18 protein-coding genes and 1 tRNA gene are annotated in these 18,571 nt (G+C 40.2%); 8 read left to right on the top strand and 11 right to left on the bottom strand.

Features of this window, described 5'->3' with window-relative positions; all coding sequences use genetic code 11:
* Nucleotides 1–89 precede the first annotated feature (89 nt).
* Entirely contained in the window at nucleotides 90–944 is an 855-nt protein-coding gene (locus ACM44_RS00165) for a DUF4846 domain-containing protein (protein WP_053215414.1), read from the top strand.
* A gap of 88 nt (nucleotides 945–1,032) precedes the next feature.
* Here the strand turns inward: ACM44_RS00165 and ACM44_RS00170 are convergent, their stop codons facing one another.
* The 5 genes from ACM44_RS00170 to pyrF form a co-directional block, all read right to left on the bottom strand.
* Nucleotides 1,033–1,431: a hypothetical protein gene (locus tag ACM44_RS00170; protein ID WP_152669269.1), complete on the bottom strand. Its 399-nt coding sequence runs from the start codon at nucleotides 1,429–1,431 to the stop codon at nucleotides 1,033–1,035.
* A gap of 281 nt (nucleotides 1,432–1,712) precedes the next feature.
* Nucleotides 1,713–2,285, bottom strand: coding sequence for a YceI family protein (locus tag ACM44_RS00175; protein ID WP_048498082.1), 573 nt, complete (start codon nucleotides 2,283–2,285; stop codon nucleotides 1,713–1,715).
* Nucleotides 2,286–2,500: 215 nt separating this feature from the next.
* Entirely contained in the window at nucleotides 2,501–3,214 is a 714-nt protein-coding gene (locus ACM44_RS00180; RefSeq protein ID WP_241477118.1) for a DsbA family oxidoreductase, read from the bottom strand.
* A 120-nt stretch (nucleotides 3,215–3,334) separates the two neighbouring features.
* Nucleotides 3,335–4,249: an AEC family transporter gene (locus ACM44_RS00185; protein WP_048498083.1), complete on the bottom strand. Its 915-nt coding sequence runs from the start codon at nucleotides 4,247–4,249 to the stop codon at nucleotides 3,335–3,337.
* Nucleotides 4,250–4,279: 30 nt separating this feature from the next.
* Nucleotides 4,280–5,638 (bottom strand): orotidine-5'-phosphate decarboxylase, encoded by a 1,359-nt coding sequence (pyrF, locus tag ACM44_RS00190; protein ID WP_048498084.1) that lies wholly within the window; start codon nucleotides 5,636–5,638, stop codon nucleotides 4,280–4,282.
* 129 nt (nucleotides 5,639–5,767) lie between these two features.
* On the opposite strand from pyrF, the gene ACM44_RS00195 reads away from it, so the two are divergent.
* The 6 genes from ACM44_RS00195 (at nucleotide 5,768) to ACM44_RS00220 (ending at nucleotide 10,696) form a co-directional block, all read left to right on the top strand.
* Nucleotides 5,768–7,318: a serine hydrolase gene (locus ACM44_RS00195; protein ID WP_048498085.1), complete on the top strand. Its 1,551-nt coding sequence runs from the start codon at nucleotides 5,768–5,770 to the stop codon at nucleotides 7,316–7,318.
* A gap of 45 nt (nucleotides 7,319–7,363) precedes the next feature.
* Nucleotides 7,364–8,131 (top strand): MBL fold metallo-hydrolase, encoded by a 768-nt coding sequence (locus ACM44_RS00200; RefSeq protein ID WP_048498086.1) that lies wholly within the window; start codon nucleotides 7,364–7,366, stop codon nucleotides 8,129–8,131.
* A gap of 69 nt (nucleotides 8,132–8,200) precedes the next feature.
* Nucleotides 8,201–8,285: transfer RNA gene (locus tag ACM44_RS00205), tRNA-Leu, on the top strand.
* 110 nt (nucleotides 8,286–8,395) lie between these two features.
* Nucleotides 8,396–9,784, top strand: coding sequence for an exodeoxyribonuclease VII large subunit (xseA, locus tag ACM44_RS00210; RefSeq protein WP_048498087.1), 1,389 nt, complete (start codon nucleotides 8,396–8,398; stop codon nucleotides 9,782–9,784).
* Nucleotides 9,784–9,984, top strand: coding sequence for an exodeoxyribonuclease VII small subunit (xseB, locus tag ACM44_RS00215; RefSeq protein WP_048498088.1), 201 nt, complete (start codon nucleotides 9,784–9,786; stop codon nucleotides 9,982–9,984). Before xseA ends, xseB begins: the two co-directional genes overlap by 1 nt.
* A 22-nt stretch (nucleotides 9,985–10,006) precedes the next feature.
* On the top strand, nucleotides 10,007–10,696 hold the full coding sequence (locus ACM44_RS00220) for a class I SAM-dependent methyltransferase (RefSeq protein WP_048498089.1): 690 nt from the start codon (nucleotides 10,007–10,009) through the stop codon (nucleotides 10,694–10,696).
* Here the strand turns inward: ACM44_RS00220 and ACM44_RS00225 are convergent.
* The 6 genes from ACM44_RS00225 to ACM44_RS00250 form a co-directional block, all read right to left on the bottom strand.
* The gene (locus ACM44_RS00225; protein WP_053215416.1) at nucleotides 10,693–12,264 is read right to left on the bottom strand and encodes a glycoside hydrolase family 10 protein; all 1,572 of its coding nucleotides are present in this window, start codon (nucleotides 12,262–12,264) and stop codon (nucleotides 10,693–10,695) included. The genes ACM44_RS00220 and ACM44_RS00225 overlap by 4 nt on opposite strands.
* A 67-nt stretch (nucleotides 12,265–12,331) precedes the next feature.
* On the bottom strand, nucleotides 12,332–14,140 hold the full coding sequence (gene typA / locus ACM44_RS00230; RefSeq protein ID WP_048498090.1) for a translational GTPase TypA: 1,809 nt from the start codon (nucleotides 14,138–14,140) through the stop codon (nucleotides 12,332–12,334).
* Nucleotides 14,141–14,351: 211 nt separating this feature from the next.
* Complete coding sequence (locus ACM44_RS00235) at nucleotides 14,352–14,588, bottom strand: YdcH family protein (protein ID WP_048498091.1); 237 nt, start codon at nucleotides 14,586–14,588, stop codon at nucleotides 14,352–14,354.
* 80 nt (nucleotides 14,589–14,668) lie between these two features.
* Nucleotides 14,669–15,529 (bottom strand): GLPGLI family protein, encoded by an 861-nt coding sequence (locus ACM44_RS00240; protein ID WP_048498092.1) that lies wholly within the window; start codon nucleotides 15,527–15,529, stop codon nucleotides 14,669–14,671.
* A gap of 71 nt (nucleotides 15,530–15,600) precedes the next feature.
* Nucleotides 15,601–17,421 (bottom strand): M56 family metallopeptidase, encoded by a 1,821-nt coding sequence (locus tag ACM44_RS14810; RefSeq protein WP_053215417.1) that lies wholly within the window; start codon nucleotides 17,419–17,421, stop codon nucleotides 15,601–15,603.
* Nucleotides 17,421–17,786, bottom strand: a complete 366-nt coding sequence (locus ACM44_RS00250) for a BlaI/MecI/CopY family transcriptional regulator (RefSeq protein WP_048498093.1) — start codon at nucleotides 17,784–17,786, stop codon at nucleotides 17,421–17,423. The genes ACM44_RS14810 and ACM44_RS00250 overlap by 1 nt, the downstream gene beginning before the upstream one ends.
* Before the next feature lie 228 nt (nucleotides 17,787–18,014).
* Between ACM44_RS00250 and ACM44_RS00255 the strand changes: the two genes are divergently transcribed.
* Nucleotides 18,015–18,566 (top strand): ferritin, encoded by a 552-nt coding sequence (locus tag ACM44_RS00255; RefSeq protein WP_048498094.1) that lies wholly within the window; start codon nucleotides 18,015–18,017, stop codon nucleotides 18,564–18,566.
* The last annotated feature ends 5 nt before the right edge of the window (nucleotides 18,567–18,571 follow it).

Raw genomic sequence — 18,571 nt, forward strand, 5'->3', positions numbered from 1 at the left:
AACAATATCCAAATATAATGATGTTTTTTAAAACAAGAACCGATTTAAGCATATTCCAAATAATCATTAAATTTGGTTAAACTTTGATAATGGCCAAAAAATATTTTCTTGTATTTTTCATGCTCATTTTCTGTTTTCATCCTATTTCTTGCCAAGTCGTGGAAACCACTGTTCCTATGAATATTGATGAAAGCAAATCGGCGATTCGAACCAGATTTCTGCCGCCGAAAGGTTACGTTTGGGAAAGGGAAGAGCGGGGGAGTTTCAGCGAATATTTGGTCAGTTTCCCACTTTATCCGCCCAGCTTTCCGATTCGTGATTTCCAGCAAGTGCCGATCGAAAAGCAGTCCCACCATGTAGCAGTTTTAAAAATTGATGTGGACCACAAGGATTTGCAGCAATGCGCAGATGCCTGGATTAGGCTTTATTCCGAATATCTTTGGTCGCAAAAGCGATTTGGCGAGATTGGCTTCCATTTCACAAGCGGGCAGTTTCTTTCGTGGAATGATTTCCGTGACGGAATCCGCACAATTGAGACCGGTCGCTCGGTCCGGTTTGTGAGCAGGGGCTCATTTGACGATTCCTATGCCAATTTCAGGAAATACCTCAGACTGGTTTTTCAATATGCGGGAACCATTTCTTTGGATAAGGAAGGAGTTCCTGTGAAAAACAATTCAGACATCAAACCGGGTGATTTTGTGATTGTTCCGGGAAGCCCCGGTCATTGCGTGATTGTGGTGGCAAGAGTGCGGAATCCTGCAGGAAAGTACCTGTATTTGCTGGCAGAAAGCTTTATGCCTGCACAGGATATCCATATTTTAAGGAATCCCACCAATTCCAGTATTTCCCCTTGGTACGAATTAGACGTGAATTCCGCGGAAACCGTAACGGCGAAATATATTTTCAGACCAACTTCGATCAAGAGATTTTACGGGATAAAGTGAAATTGGAGTAGGTAGAAACTGAAAAAAATTACTTAATAATGAAGTCTGAACTAAAGCTATCCGCGATAGCAACTTAGTTGTCCATAATTTATTTCCGGTCGTTAAAGTTTTTCTGTTTCAAAATTTTCCAAATTAGAAACGCGAAAACAGAAGTCAAAACGGCGAATAATTTCTCAAAGTTGCTGTTTGCGAAAAGGTTGCCGAAAGTATTAAGAACAAATAAGACAAGAAAAATCCATAGTATTATGTTAATTGTTTTTTCCTTAAACTTAAATTTTATCCAGTCCGCCTTCATTGATAATAATAGTCCTAAAAACAAATTGACCAAAATGGAGATGGCTTCAAACGTACGCATTTCTGAATCATTCGTAAGTCGCCCACCCCAAACTATCTCGTTTGGAATTGCTTTAAAGATGACACCGATATGGAATAGGACCACCACAAACAAGAGTCCTAATAAAATATGGACGGGCGTTTTATCATTCATTCCTTTTTTTTTAAATCTGGATTCCTCCATTTCAAAGCAGATTTACTTTTTTTGTTAAGCAGTTATCTGCGGTCACTTTTTGCTCGTTCAGCAAAGAACCGTACCACGCTGTAAATTTTTGCTAAAAATACAAAATTTTCAAGATCCCAAGTCGGTGCGAAATGGCAATGCACCCCTGTTAACTGGTAGAAATATGCAACCTGATTCCGGAAAGTAGTTTACAAAAAAAAGCGGAAGCTGGTTTCCCAAACTTCCGCCTTCCACTATGAAAACACAATTTTTTATTCTGCAGTCAATTCAAAATCGCCTTTGATTCTGATCAGGTCGCTGATCATAGGAATCGGGAATTTTGGTCCAATCCCGAAATCAGATCGGTTCAGTGTTCCGGAAACTTGGTAACCGTAAGTCGTTTTCTTGTTCATCGCATTCACGGTTGAACCTCGGTAAACCAAAGTCAGAGATACCGGTTTGGTCACTCCGTGCATGGTCAGATTTCCGTTTAGCATATAATAATTATTTGCAGTTTTTGTAAGAGAGGTGCTCACAAAATCCATGGTCGGATATTTTGCTACTTCAAAGAAATCAGCACTTTTCAAGTGGTTGTCTCTCGCCTCAATGTGCGTGTTGATCGAGTTCACATCCACCGAGAAAGTCAGTTTGGAGTTTGCGAAACTTTTCTCGTCTGCATTGATGGTAAGGTTTGCTTTGTCGAAGTTTCCGGTGATATCGTTGATCCCAAGGTGAATGACTTCAAACTGAATTCTGGAGTGAGCCGGATCGCTCTTCAACACAAGTTGTCCATAAACGGTCACTGAAAAGACCAACGCAGTTAAAATTGAAAATAATTTTTTCATAAGATTTTACTTTTTGTTTTGTTTTAAATTTTATTTGGCAAAGGTATTTGGTTTAAAAATTACCGACATTGATGTAGGATAAGAAAGTTAAGTTTCCTCCATAATTCAATTTATTCGGGTGAACTGGTTTCACTGGGAATCTCGTTTTGTCGCAGATATCAGATTTAATTGCTCCTGAATTTATGACTTAAAACTCGAAACCCATATTTCACCTCTCAATCGCAGTTCCCGTCCACATCGCAGCTTTCACCGGAGTTGATGATCTGCAAACCTTGGTCGCCCTGAGAAAACTCACCGAATGATTTTTCCAGAACTTCCAGAAAAAGTTCCGGTTGTTGTGCTCCGGAAACCCCATATTTGTCATTAAAAACGAAAAACGGAACCGCATTGATTCCCAAATGTCTCGCCATCTGCAAATCTTCATTGACTTTATAGCCGAAATCATCCGAAGCCAAAGCGTTTCTGATTTCATTTTCTTCCAAACCGATTGATTTCCCGATTTCGACTAAAGTTTCTTCATCATCTATGTTTTTTGCATCGATAAACTGCGCAGCGAAGAGTGCTTCTTCAATTTCGTTGGCAAGATTTTTCGTTTTCGCCAACTGAATCAAAAGATGTCCGCGGAAAGAGTTGGCTATTTTCTGGTTTTCGAAATTAAAGTCGATTCCCGCTTCTTTGCCCGCATTTCTCGCATGGTCGTGCATCATTTTCGCCTGAGAAACCGGAATTCTTTTCGCCTCGCTGAAAAACTCAAACGGATCTCTTTCCGGTTGGGTCTGCAAATCTGGATCCAGCTGGAAACTGTGCCAATTGATCTGGATATCTTTTGAATTCGGGAACTTCTCCAATGCTTTCTCGAATTTCCTTTTACCTACAAAACAGAAGGGACAACGGATGTCGCTCCAAATATCTACTTTCATTTTTTTCATAACTCAATTTTTTGATTCTACAAATATACCTTGTTGAAATGCGGTGAACATTGACCTAGGTTAAGAAAGGGGATTTCCTTTTTTGAATGTTTTGGTAATCGATCAAAATTGCGAATCTCATTAAATAAAATAATGCATCACGAAATACCAAAACGCAAGTGTCACAAAGGAAATCGGAATCCCAATCCCAATAATCAGGTTGGTTAATTTTGGATAAAGATGGTGGGTATTTGCGATGATTCCGGCGGTAATCATAGGTGCCATTCCTGCTTCCAGAAATGAGATTTCAATCATTTCGCCTCTTTGGTTGAAAACGAAGAAGTAGAGCACAAAAATAATCAGCGGAAATAAAAGCAGTTTAAAGGAAAGCGCCAAAAGAAGCGGCCTGGTTTCAGAATTAAATTTCTGCCACCTCAATTGGCTTCCCACAGAAACCAAAGCGAGCGGAACTGTGGTGGCGCCCAGTTTTTCGAAAACCTGGTCCAAATCGGTAGGGATTTGGAGTGAAAAAACATTCAGCAAAACCGCAATGCTAAACGCGATGAAAGGCGGATATTTGATGATTTTCAAAATCGTTTCGCTTGCAGTGCTTTTGCCTCCGGAAAAATAATTCGCAACCGCTATTCCCACGGTAAACAGCGCGACAAATCCACCGGGTTGATCTACCAGCATCACCGTTTTCATTCCACTTTCCCCATAAAGCGCGTGAATCACAGGAATTCCGATGAAGGAAGAATTTCCCAAACCGGCCCCCATAATCACCGCGCCAATCATTCCTTTGCTCCATTTTAATTTTCGACCGATCAATATGAAAAACGGAATCGCAAGCAAAATGTTCAGCCATTGCACTGCTACTGGGAAAAGCACCTGAACATTCATCGCAATCTTCGGAATATAATATAATGACAACGATGACAGCGAGATATTTACCACGAAAGAATTCAAAGCCAGATGTCCGTTTTCAGGAAAAAGCTTTGCTTTTCTCAGAAAAACCCCGAGAAAAAGACAGAGGAATAGAAGAATAAGGTTGCTCATTTAGCAGCGATCATCGGCTTTTTTAGTCCATCAAAGAGAATTCTCATAGGCATTCCAACCTGCGATTTTGTAATTCAGTGCCGCTTTTTCCACATCATCGGATTTGTAGATTCCGCGTCCCACGATGATGAAGTCGGTTTCCAGTTTTTTGAAGACATATTCCGGCGTGTTGTATTGCTGTCCTTTTCCGTCACCGGAATCGGCAAGATTCACACCTGGAGTAAAGAGTAAAAGTTCGTTTGGAATCTTGTTTTGGGCAACACCACCGAAAACGTTCGGATGAGAAACCGCAATTTTCACCGCCTGTTCCCGGTATTCCATATCGGTCAAAGTTCCGGTGGAAGACATGCTGAGAATCGCGACCACACCTACATTCCTAAAACAATCCAGGGAATCATAACCTGCAATAACTTGCGCGGTGACCAAATCTGCCCAGTTTGAAATCTTGAAAACGCCCATTGAAAATTGCAATTCCTGAGTGTTTCCGATATCCGCAAACTTTCTGTCTTCCATCAAAAGGAAGTTGTATTTTGCCGCCAAATCTTTCAGTGGCAAAATCGTTTGGTCAGAATCAAAATCGGAAATAATGTCGATGTGGGTTTTCAGAGCCACGATGTGCGGACCGACCAATTCCACAAGCTTCAGCAATTCCGCAGTGGTGGTGACATCAGCGGAGACAATCAGGTTCGATTTTTTTTGGATGGCGATATGCAGCAATTTTTGGGCAACGGAATGTTCGCAGATTTTCAGTTTATCCTCATAAGAAATCCGTTTTTCTTCCTTGAATTTCACTACGTTTCCACGTAAGAAATCATTGATTCTTTCCACCTCTTCGTCCATCAAAAGACCTTCATCCTTCAATATATCGCAGACTTCTGAAATCGTAAAAAGGGTATGGACATTATATCCTTTGCTCTGCAACATTTCTTTTCCACCTTGCTGTCTGTCCAAAACCACCACGATATCTGAAACCGAAATTCCTTCATTTTCAATTTCTGGAATGGTTTCCAAAAGCGATTTTCCTGACGTGATCACATCTTCCACCAAAAGACAGTTCTGACCTTTTGAAAAAATTCCCTCGATCAGTTTTTTAGTGCCGTGGGATTTGGCTTCTTTCCGCTTCATGATCAGCGGGATATAACTTTCAAGGGACATCGCCGTTGCCATCGGAAGTGCCGCATAAGGAACTCCACAAATTAAATCGAAATTATCAAGCGGAAGCATTTCCAAAAGATAATTGGCAAGATCTTTCAAAATTTTCGGATCGGAAGCAAGCGGCCTTAAATCCACATAAAAAGGACTTTCAATACCGCTTTTCAAGGTAAACCGTCCAAATTTGATGATGCCGAGTTTGTAGCACTCCAGGAAAAATTCTTTTTTAGTATCCATTCACAGTTTATTTTTCATTTTTACTTTCTACAAAGTTAATAGAAAAGTAGGAAGACCAAAAACGCAAGCCGGAAGTTTAACAGTTTTTGTGTCAATTATAATTATCTTTGGGAAATCAAAAATTCCATTATGAAACGAAACCTGTCCATGCTCCTTGTTTTTTTGTCTATCATCTGTTTCTCTCAAATCGAGGAAAAGAAACTTGATGAACTCATTCAAAACACCTTGAAAACTTTTGATGTTCCTGGAATTTCGGTTGGAATCATCAAAGATGGTAAAAGTATCTATTCAAAGGGATTCGGTGTCCGTTCGATGAATACCAAACAAGCGATGGACGACAACACTTTGGTCGGAATTGCCTCCAATTCCAAAGGATTTACCGCAGTGGCTTTAGCGATTTTGGCCGACGAAGGAAAATTGAAGTTCGATGACAAAGTCACCCAATATATCCCGGAATTTCAAATGTATGATCCGTACGTTTCCCAACAAGTGACCATTAAAGATTTGAGCACACATAGAGCCGGACTGGGTTTGGGACAGGGAGATTTGATGTTTTTTCCGGAGGGCGGAAGTAGCTCTGTAAACGATATCGTGCACAACGTGAGATATTTGAAACCGAAAAATTCCTTCAGAAGCACTTTGGATTATAACAATGTCATGTTCATCGTGGCAGGAGAAGTGATTCATAGAGTTTCCGGGCTTTCCTGGGCAGATTTCATTGAACAAAAAATCATGAAACCGGTAGGAATGAATTCCAGTTTTGGAAGTTATAATCGGGCAAAAGCGGCCAATGTTTCCAATATCATAGAAGCTCATGCTCCGGTTGACGGAAAAGCGGTTCCGGTTCCACACGATTGGAACGAGACCGCAAATGCAGCAGGCGGAATCATCAGCAACGTCAAAGACATGACGATTTGGGCGGAATTTCTGATGAACGGTTTCACCACGAAAGATGGAAAAAAACTCGTTTCCGACAAACAAATTCAGCAGTTGTGGAATTTGCAGATTTCCACACCGGTCGCCTTGAAAAACCCTTACGACTCCAATTTCGGCGGTTACGGACTGGGTTGGTTTTTGACGGATGTGAAAGGCCACAAGCAAGTTTATCACACCGGCGGATTAATCGGAACCGTGACTCAGTTTACCCTGATTCCGGATCTGAAACTGGGAATCGTGGTTTTGACCAACCAGCAAAGCGGAGCGGCTTTCAGCACCATTACCAATACCGTGAAAGATTCTTATTTGGGAATTGCTGACCGAAACTGGCTGAAAACTTACGGTGAACGAATGACGAAAGTAAACGCAGATTATGAAAAAGGCAAAAAGGAGATTTTTGCGAAATCTGAAACCTTTAAAAAAGATAAAAACAACCAAATCAAAGCGGAACAAATCGTGGGAACCTACAACGATCCGTGGTTTGGAGATGTGGTGATTTCCAGTGATGGAAAAACTTTCAGAATATTCTGTAAAAATTCTCCAAGACTGAAAGGCGAACTGCTTCCTTTTTCACCCAACGTGATGATTGCGAAATGGGACGACAGAAGCTATGATGCGGATGCTTTCATCAACTTTAACATGGATGAAAACGGAAAAGCCGTTTCCGCAAAAATGAAACCGATTTCTGATGTCACCGATTTCTCATTCGATTTCGAGGATTTGGATCTGACGAAGAAAGACTGAGAAAATCATCCTTAAATTTGCAATAGCATTATTTCGACTCAAAAAATGAAGTTAAAATTTTTAGGAACCGGTACTTCTCAAGGCGTTCCAGTGATTGGCTGCAATTGCGAAGTCTGCATTTCAAAAAATCCAAAAGACAGGCGCTTCCGTTCGTCGGTGATGGTTACCACCGATTCGGGGAAGAAAATCCTGATAGATTGTGGACCGGATTTCCGGATGCAGATGCTCCAGAACCACGAAACAGAAGTTGATGCGGTGCTGATCACTCATGAACACAACGATCATGTAATTGGTTTGGACGATTTGCGGCCATTGATTTTCAAGCGGAAAGGAGATATGCCCATTTATTCCAACAAAAGGGTAGGAGCTGAAATTATGAGCCGGTTTCCCTATGCTTTTGCCAATGTGAAATATCCCGGAGCGCCTTCGTTTGAACTTCACGAAATTGAAAACAAAAGCATACATTTATTCGACACCGAAATTATTCCCATTGAAGTGATGCATTTCAAGATTCCTATTTTTGGCTATAAGTTTAAAAAATTGGCCTACATCACCGATGCAAGCGCGATCAGCGAAGAAGAAAAAGAAAAGCTAAAAGGTTTGGATTACCTGATTCTCAACTGTATCCGGAAAGAAAATCCGCATCCGGCCCATTTCATTTTGCCAGATATCTTGAAACTGAATGAAGAATTGCAGCCCAAAAAACTTTTTTTGACGCATATCTCGCATTATATGGGACTTCATGAGGTGACCAATTCTGAACTTCCTGATAATGTGCGCCTTGCTTTTGACGGATTGAAACTGGATTTTTAACCACAAAAAAATTAAAAATTTATTTTCTCAAAATAAAAAATAATTCTATATTTGCACACCAATTTAGCAGCCCAGGTGGCGGAATTGGTAGACGCGCTAGACTCAAACTCTAGTATCGCAAGATGTACCGGTTCGATTCCGGTCCTGGGTACCAAAAAATCCTCTGTAACGATTGTTAACAGAGGATTTTTATTTCTAATGTGTAAATCCCGAAAAATTTTCTACTTTTAAGTCAAATTTAATTTGGTTTTAAATTAATCACAGATGCCTTCAATAGCTGAACCCCGAAAAACTTTCACGCTTTCCCAAGTCGCGGCGAGTATCAAGAAAACTTTGGAGGCGAGATACCATTCCGAGTATTGGATCACTGCGGAGATGAACAAGCTGAATTATTACAGCCATTCCGGTCATTGCTACCCGGAATTGCTGGAAAAAAAAGATGGCAAAGTGGTTGCTGAAATGCGCTCGGTTTTGTGGAAGGGAAATTTCGACCGAATCAATGACCGATTTCGGGAAGTTTTGAAAATGCCGCTTTCAGACGGGTTGAAGATTTTGTTTCTTGCCAAAATCACGTTTCACCCTACTTCCGGAGTTCAGCTGCAGATCGTGGATATTGATCCTAGTTACACTTTAGGCGACCTGCAAAGAGAAAAAAACGAAACGATCGAAAAATTAAAGTCCGAACAGATTTTCGACTTAAACCATCGGAAGGAACTGCCACTTTTGCCCCAAAGAATTGCAATTATTTCCGCAAGCACGAGCAAAGGTTTAGGAGACTTCCTTAAAATCATTGATGAAAATCCTTTGAATTACCGTTTTTTCCATATGCTTTTTCCGGCATATCTGCAGGGAGAAAAAGCGGTGACCTCTATTGTAGAGCAGCTGCAAAGAATCCGAAAAGTAATCCATCATTTTGATGTGGTGGCCATCATTCGCGGTGGCGGTGGTGATGTGGGTTTGACGACTTTTAACCATTACGAAATATCCAGCGCGATTGCCAATTTTCCTATCGCCGTCATTACCGGGATCGGACATTCCACCAATGAAACCGTAGCGGAGTTGGTCGCTCATTATAACGCGATTACGCCTACCAAAACCGGAGAATTCCTGCTGCAGAAATTCCGGGATTTTGACCAGGTCATTTCCGAAGCTCAAACTTCAATAGTCAGCTGCACGAGAAATTCACTGAATGACCAAAAGGAAAAGCTTCAGCTTTCGGCAAAATTCCTGAAGAGTGGAACCGAAAAGTTGGTGAATCGAAACCAAGGTGAAATCAAATCCATTTCCCAAAAGATTTCGCACCAAATAACCTCAAATCTGACCCAGAAACGGAATGATTTAAGTGCAACAACGAAAGATATTCAGTCCGTTTCAAATTCGATTTTATCCCGAAACAAATGGAAGACAACAGATTTTTCAGAGAAAGTTAACAATTCTGCGAAAAGATTTCTGGTCGATCAGCAGACGAAAATCAGTCAGTTTCAAAAAAACATCAATATAATGGATCCCATCAACACCTTGAAACGGGGTTTCAGCATCACTCGGTTTAATGAAACTGCAATCACCGATTCGGACACCGTTTCTATTGGTGATGATCTGGAAATCACTTTGTTTAAAGGAAAAATTAACGCTAACATAAATTCAAAAAAATAATGCCGGAACAAGAACTCAAATACACCGACGCTTTCGAAGAATTGCAGCAAATCGTGGAAGAAATCGAAGACGGAAGCATTTCCGTAGATCAACTTTCGGAAAAAGTAAAGCGTGCTGCAGAACTGATCAAGGTTTGCAAGAAAAAGTTGACCACTACCGAAGAAGATGTGAACAAAATTCTGAAAGAACTTGAAAACTAAAACTTTAAATATTCAAAACAAAATGAGCGACCTGCCCGGAAAAGCGATCCATGATTTCCATTTTTTGCAAAATAAAACTAAACTTTTTGTACGCGACACATTCGGGCCGAAAGTGGAAATGCCGGTTTCGTATTATTTCAGAAAAATCGAGTTAATGCCCGAACTGGAGCGGAAAGCAATTGGTCTTTGCAGGGGAAAAGTATTGGATATTGGTGCTGCAGCTGGATCACACGCATTGCATCTTCAAAAGAATGGTTTGGACGTTACTGCCCTTGAAATCTCTCCTTCCGCTTGTGAAGTCATGAAAGACCGTGGAGTGCAGAAAATCATTTGTGAGGATTTCTTTAAATTTAAAGGTGAAAAATACGATACTTTATTGTTGATGATGAATGGAATCGGGATTTCGTCAACACTAGATGGATTCTTGAAATTTTTAGAAAAAGCAGAAGATTTACTGACTGAAAACGGACAGATCATCTTTGACTCGTGCGACGTTTCGTATATGTATGAAAACCTGCAAAAACCTGATCAATATTATGGGCAGATAAAATGCCGCTACGAATATGATGGTAATTTCACAGACTGGTTTCACTGGCTTTATCTGGACCGCCAAACGATGAGGGATCTCGCCAACAAATCGGGATGGAAGGTGAAAATCGCCCTCGAAGATCGAAGTGACCAATATTTGGCTGTTTTGACTAAAGAAGTTTAATGGATTTCCACCGCCACATAATCGCTTTCATTTCCTAATCTGTCCACAGCTTTCAAAGCCAGATCGGTCAAGTGAATACCGGATTTTACCATCGGAAGAATTTTCGTGTGTTCGTCTCCGTTCAGGATTTCCGTTTCCCATTGGTTGCCATATTTGGCATAAAGGATGAAATGTTTCGCCTGTTGCGGATTTCTCGACAACCAGTGGATTTCTGCATCATTTCCATTTTTTCTCGCGTTAAGTTCGGGTTTCAAAACTGGCTCTGTCTTAATCCACGGCGATAAAGGCGTCAATGCCTTTTCTTTGTAATGGTTTTTAACCATATTAAGCATGGCGGGATTTTTTGTGAGTCCGTCCGTACTGTAATGGATTTCACCTGCGGTATTTTTCGGCATTATTCTTCGGATCGTGTTCATTTGACCAATGATTTCCGAAGGTCTGTCCGCAGCTTTTACTCCCACCGTATTTAATCCTGGCCACAAATGGATGTTCTTAATGTTTTCATCTTTCCACCATTTCAAAAGTGCGGAAAAACTCTGAGGTCCGCCTTCTTTCCAATAAAGTTGTGGCGCGTAATAATCGCACCAACCTTCATTGAGCCAAAGTTTTGCATCGGCGTAAAGTTCGTCATATTGTGAAGATCCCGTAATTCCTGCCGGGAAACCAGGTTTCCAGATTCCAAAAGGCGAGATTCCAAATTTCACGTATGGTTTCTCCTTTTTGATTTCATCGTGGATGTTTTTGATGATTTTGTTGACGTTGGCTCTTCGCCAGTCTGCTCTGGAAAGGGTTCCGCCGGAATTTTTGTACCTGTTCCAGTTTTTGTCGTCCGGGAAATCTCTTCCGCCGTTGTATTCTTTATAGGGATAAAAATAATCGTCAATGTGAATTGCATCAATATCGTACCGTTTTACTAAATCATTGATGACTTTTGAGACGTGGTTTTGCACTTTTTCATCAGAAGGATCCATCCAGTACATTCCGTTTCGGAGTTTGTAAGTCTGTTCGGACATTTTCGAAGCCAAACTTTCAGAGGTCACATTTCCGCCCGTGGTGTGATGAGCACGGTATGGATTCAGCCAAACGTGGAGTTCCATTCCGCGTTGGTGAGCTTCGTCAATCCAAAATTCCAGCGGATCATAAAATGGGGAAGGTGCTTTCCCGATCTGACCGGTCAAGAAATACGACCAAGGTTCCAAATCACTTTTGTACAAAGCATCCGCTGAAGGTCGTGCCTGGAAAATCACCGCATTGAAATTGGCGTCTTTCAATAAATCGAGCAACCGGATTGCCTCCCTTTTTTGTTCGTCCACGGAGAGGTTGTTTTTTGAAGGCCAGTTGATATTCGCTACTGTTGCAATCCATGCAGCCCGGAATTCTCTTTTGACTTCAGGTAAGTCGATTTTTTTGGTTGCAGGAACTTCGGTCTTTGTTTTTGCCGGAACAACCGGTTTTGTGGTAAGAGGTTTAGTGCTTTGACTCGTTTTTTTCGGTTTCTGGGTAGAGCAGGAAGCAACTAATAAACTTAAGATAACGAGTGCGGTATATTTTAATTTTGGGATGTTCATGGAGGCAAAAATATAAAAAAAGACGCCAATCAGCGTCTTTACATATATCTTTTTGTTTTTTCCTGAATTACTCAGCTTTCGATACCCTTTCTGCACGTTTTCTCTCTTCCTCAGACAGGATTTTCTTTCTCATTCTGATGAAATTCGGGGTTACCTCAATCGCTTCGTCGCCCTGGATGTATTCCATGCATTCTTCCAAGGAGAACTGCATTTTAGGGGCTATGCTTCCGTCTTTGTCTTTTCCTGAAGCACGCATGTTGTTCAGCTGTTTTCCTTCCACGATGTTTACTACCAAATCTCCCGGTTTGTTTTGTTCTCCCACGATCATACCTGCATAAACTTCCTCACCCGGATCCACGAAGAACCTACCTCTGTCCTGCAGTTTTTCGATGGAATAAGCGGTACAAGGACCTTGGATTTTCGATACCAAAACCCCATTGCTTCTTCCCGGAATGGCCCCTTTGAAAGGTTTGTAATCTACGAAACGGTGTGCCATAATCGCCTCTCCGGCGGTCGCGGTCAACATTTGCGAACGCAGTCCGATCAATCCTCTGGAAGGAATTTCGAATTCCAAATGCTGCATTTCGCCTTTGGTTTCCATGATATACAAATCACCTTTTCTTTGGGTCGCCAAATCAATTACTCTGGAAGCAAACTCTTCCGGAACATCCACTACCATTGATTCATAAGGTTCGCATTTTTCACCGTCAATTTCTCTTAAAATAACTTGCGGCTGACCGATCGTCATTTCGTAACCTTCTCTTCTCATGGTTTCAATCAAAACCGAAAGGTGCAGAATTCCACGTCCGAAAACCAAAAATGTATTGGCATCATCGGTTTGTTCCACTCTTAAAGCAAGGTTTTTCTCCAGCTCTTTTTCCAATCTTTCTTTCAGGTGGTTGGAAGTCACATATTTTCCGTCTTTCCCGAAGAAAGGGGAGTTGTTGATGGAAAAGGTCATGTTCAAAGTCGGTTCGTCAATCGCGATTCTCGGCAATGGTTCCGGATTTTCCATATCCACGAAAGTATCACCGATCTGGAAAGCGTCGAAACCTACGATTGCACAAATATCTCCGGCATGAACTTCCTGAACTTTTTTCTTTCCGAGTCCTTCGAAAACATATAATTCCTTTACTTTTCCTTTCACGATTTTGCCACCTTCCTGCGCCAAACCGATCCACTGGGATTCTTTCACCGTACCTCTTGCTACTTTCCCGATCGCGATTCGACCTAAAAATGAGGAAAAATCCAAAGAGGTAATCTGCATTTGAAGATTTCCTTCCTCGGTTTTCGGTTCCGGAACATATTTCAGAATACCGTCCAACAAAGGCAAAATAGAATCTGCCGGTTCTAAACTGGTATTGAACCAGCCTTGTTTTGAGGAACCGTAAAAAGTAGGGAAGTCCAATTGCTCTTCAGTCGCATCCAGATTGAAGAACAAATCGAAAACCTGGTCATGAACTTCTTCCGGTCTGCAGTTTGGTTTGTCCACTTTATTGATGACCACAATTGGTTTCAAGCCTAATTCCAATGCTTTATGCAAAACGAATCTTGTTTGCGGCATTGGTCCTTCGAAAGCGTCCACCAAAAGGATTACCCCATCTGCCATTTTCAAAACCCTTTCCACTTCACCACCGAAATCGGCGTGACCCGGAGTATCGATCACATTAATTTTGGTGTCTTTATAGGTCACCGAAATGTTTTTTGAGAGAATGGTAATTCCTCTTTCACGCTCCAGATCATTATTGTCCATGATTAAATCTCCAGATTCCTGATTATCTCTGAAAATGTGTGTAGCGTGGATGATTTTGTCGACCAGAGTAGTTTTTCCGTGGTCAACGTGTGCGATAATCGCAATATTTCTAATGTTTTGCATAATCATTTTTTGACGGTGCAAAAGTAATGTTTTTTGACGGATTACACATTAATGCGTAAAGAATTAATAATATTTAATGTTAAAAATTAAAGAAAGTTAAATCAAAGCTAGTTTCGCATAATCAGAATGACTAAATAATGACTCTGGAAAAGAGAGGGAGGAAACAAAAAAAACGACTTTTCAGCCGCTTTTGTTGTGTTTAGAAAATATTTTAATGCTGATTTAAAAACGCATAGATGTCATCTTTCAAGTGTACCCGCTTTCTCCGCAAATCCGTCAAATGTTCGTCTGTAGTATGGTTTTCGCCGCCATCTTCGTAATGGGCGATGAGTGCATTCACTTCTTCATAATTTACATACAGTTTTTTGAAACTTTCATCGGCTGCTTTCAGATTTCTGATTTTCACTTCATATTCCGGAAATTCGTGGGTTAAAGTATGATTTTCCATGACCTAAAAATTTGTTGGTTTAATGGAATAAAGGTAGGAAAAATTGGTTTTGGAATCAATATGAAAAAAGTCAGAGAAAACTACTTTATTAAATCCAGCTCCAGAAGGTTGTTGTTTTTTGCCCTTTGCTCTTTTCCCTGCTGTTCTCCTTTTCTGAGCATTTCTGCCAGATCAACTTCTTTTCCGTCTTCACCAATTACCTTTATTACGTCATTTCGGTTCATCAGTTCACGCAGCGTTTTTCCGGGATCATTTCTAAGTTCAAGAAATAACTTCTGATATTGTTTCTGGTTAATGGCGACTTCTGCAGGTGCAATAATTCGCGGATCGACTTTGAACGGCTCTCTTCCGGAGTTTTTTGAAATCCCTTTCAGTTCAAAAATATGACTGCTGCTTTTGTCAGACAGTTTTAATATTAATCCGGGTAAACCATGAAATTTGTAGGGACCGTCTTGAATTGGGATTTCTGTACAAAACCAAGCGGTCCATGTTCTCCCATACATTTTCGTTTCCGCTTTCTGGGTGCTGAATTCCCCCACTTTTTCTTTTTCCGGTAGAATTTTCCAATTGGGCTTTCTATCATCGGAAACTTTGTATTCGTTGGCTCCCATAAAGGTTTTAAAATACGTTTCAAACGATGGGTACATTTTGGAAACAGTGTAATTAATTTTCCCGCGGTAAATGTGTTTGGGATTGATGATTTCGGAATCATTGTGTATTTGCTTATCAACGTCGATGGAAGCAAGGGAATCCATCTTAAATTTCTGGTAGCTGTAAAACTCCGAACCTTTGGAGTTCACTTGTAAAACCACTAATTCTTTTTCCAAATTTTCACGGTCGGTTGAGTCGATAATGAATTTGTATTCGTAGATAAAACGCTGGTTTTGCGCATTTCCAATCACGAATAGGAGAATTAGGAAAGGAAGGATTTTGTGTGTCATCGATTTTTTTGTGAAGGTACAGAAAAAAACTTTGCCAATCCCAAAGTTTCGGGATTGGCAAAGCATGAAGTTTATTTTTTGGTGTAGATGCGGATCTCTGAATTTGTTTTCCCCTCATAACCTTTTTTGTTGACTTCCATTTTTTCAATTTTGTCCGCAGGAAATTTTTCCATTTCAGATTTGGTAATCGGTTTTCCATCCAGGAAGATTTTGGTTTCGTCGTCGGTTGCAAGTGTTTTTCCCACGCCGTTGATGACGATGACATTGGATTTTCCGATTTGGGCTGCTTTTTTCGCGTTCTCCAAATTTTGCTTAAACTCTACTGAATTCACGAGCTTCTCCGCATTTTTCGCTGCTTTTTCTGCGACTCTTGCCTGATTTTCAGCATTTCTCATCATATTCTTAAATTCCTTTGAATTGACAAAATCCTGAGCTTTGATGGCACTTTCCGTAGAGATTTCTATCTGTTTTTTAAAATCATCGCTTTGGTAGAATTTGTCCAAATCGGCAAACAGTTTATCCAATTCACCAAACTTGAAATTCATGGCTTCCATTTTCGTTTTAAAATCGGGCGAATTAAAAATACCATCCATTTTCAAATTTAATTCGTCCATTTCTTTTTGCAGCTTTTTGAATTTTGGATCGTCCCAATTCATCTTTTCTGCCATTTTTCGGTATTCTTCACCTTTATTTCTTAATTCTTCACCAAATTTTCTGGCTTCTGAATTTCTTGATTCAAGAGCAATTCGCAAGGGCTCAATTTCTACGCGTTTCGCTTCGATTTCTTTTCGAATTTTTTCCGCTCTCTCACCTCCGTCTAAAAATAGTTCAGGATGTTGCTGGTGAATTTTTGTTCCGTCTGTTCCCAAAGCAATTTCACTTCTAGGTGGATTTTCAGGACTAGGTAAAGAATCTTTTTTAACCATTTTCTGAGGGGCGATGACCTCTTCCGTTGAATTGGTTTTAGGTTTTAAAGTGTCTGTTTGGAGTTCGGAAATCAGTTGTTCGATTTCGAGATTGGTTTTCCTGATTTCCCTGTTTTTCGCATTCACAAGGTAGATGAACCCAATGGCGAATAGCAGTGGCAACGCAAAAATCTTTCGCGCATAACTGAATTTTGTTTTTGATTTTTTTAGCATTATTAATCTTCTTTTAAGATTGGAATTGAAAAACGGACTCGTTGCAGGAAACTGTTTTCCGGAAAAGTGACTTGCTAAAAGCATCTGCGCAAATGCCTTTGTGTCCGAATTTTTTATGGCTTTCTTGTCTGCGAGATATTCGTGGACAAGGGTAATTTCTTTTTTGATCAGGTGGAAAAACGGGTTGAACCAAAATAGGGAAGTGGCCAATTCCATGAAAATTTTGTCCCAGGAATGTTTCTGCTCGATGTGGACCATCTCATGCTTCAGGATCTGCTTTCCCAAATCGGATTGAAGGAGAATGCTTTTCTTCCAAAATAAATTTTTGAAAAATGAAAACGGAGCTTCCTGCAAATCTGTTTCATAAAAGCTGATTCCCTCAAACCGCTCTTTGGAAAATTGTTTTTTGAGCAGTTGAATTTTAATTAAACCAAAAATCAGTCTGGCTAGAAAAAAGACAGAAACCAGTCCAAAAATGAAAGCAGTAATTTTAAGATAAATGAAATCATGGTCTGAATTATAGTTGGAATTAAAATTTTGTAACTTATTGAATAACAAATAAATATCATTATTTACTTCAAGTGTAAAATAACTCACTTTAAGTAATGGCAAAAGCAAACTCACCCATAAAACAGACAACAGGTAAAACCGGTTGTAGTGGTGGAAAGTCTTGTCTTTAAGAAACAACCGATAGTACAAAAACATTACACCGGAACATAAAATAACTTTCCCGAAATAGAGCAGGGTTTCCATTAGTCTTTATTTTTAAGTTCATTCAGCAGCATTTCCAAATCTTCTACGCTCATTTCGTTCTTCTCCACAAGGAACGAAACTGCGTTTTTGTAGGATCCTTCAAAGTAGTTTTTCACCAGGCTTTTCATGGACTTGCCACTGTATTTTTCCTTGGAGACCAACGGAAAATATTCGTGTTGTCGCCCAAAAATTTTGTAATCCACGAAATTCTTATCTTTTAATACCTTTAAAATGGTAGAAACCGTGTTTGTGTGTGGTTTTGGTTCCGGAAATTTGTCCAAGAGGTCCTTTAGGAATGCTTTTTCCAAATCCCAAAGATATTGCATCACCTGTTCTTCTGCTTTGGTCAGTTGTGGAATTTTCATATAACTATTTAATTAGTGATACAAATGTAGAAATTAATTCTGTATTTACAACTATTTTTTTAGGTATAAAGTAAAATTATTTTTAAAACACTGATTATCAATATTAAAAATTAATTCTTGCCCTTTCAGAATAGTCAATTCAATTGTTAAAAAACTGCTAAAATTGCCCATATTTTTTATAAAGGAATCATTATTGCAGCTCTAAATCGAATCACAAAAAATATCATTATGAATACCAAAAGACTATCTCCGGCAATGGAAAAAGCACTGAGTGACCAAATGAATGTGGAAGATCTGCAATCCCATGTTTATCTTTCTTATGGAATTTGGGCTACAGACAAAGGTTATCAGGGAATCGGAAGTTTTCTTTTCCGGCATGCTCAGGAAGAACGTAATCACGCGATCAAATTCATGCGCTACATTTTGGACCGAGGCGGAAAACCTTCAATCGGCGCCATTCCCAAACCGGGAGCAGACCCGAAAAATCTGACCGACTGTTTCAACAAAGTCTTTAAGCACGAAGTTGATAATACCACCGCAATCTACAAATTGGTGGATTTGGCATTTGACGAAAAAGATTGGGCCACCTGGAATTTCCTTCAATGGTTCGTGAAAGAGCAGATTGAGGAAGAAACTTTGGCAATGAACCTGATCGACCAGCTTCAAATTGCGGGCGGCGAAAAAGCATCAGATGAATCACTTTTCAACCTCGACAAAACCTTGCAAAGTGCACCAGATGATGCAGAAGATGCAAGAAATGCCACTGCCGAAAATCCCTGAATCCC

It is taken from the genome of Chryseobacterium koreense CCUG 49689 (assembly GCF_001045435.1).
In the GTDB taxonomy this organism is placed as follows: Bacteria; Bacteroidota; Bacteroidia; order Flavobacteriales; family Weeksellaceae; genus Kaistella; species Kaistella koreensis.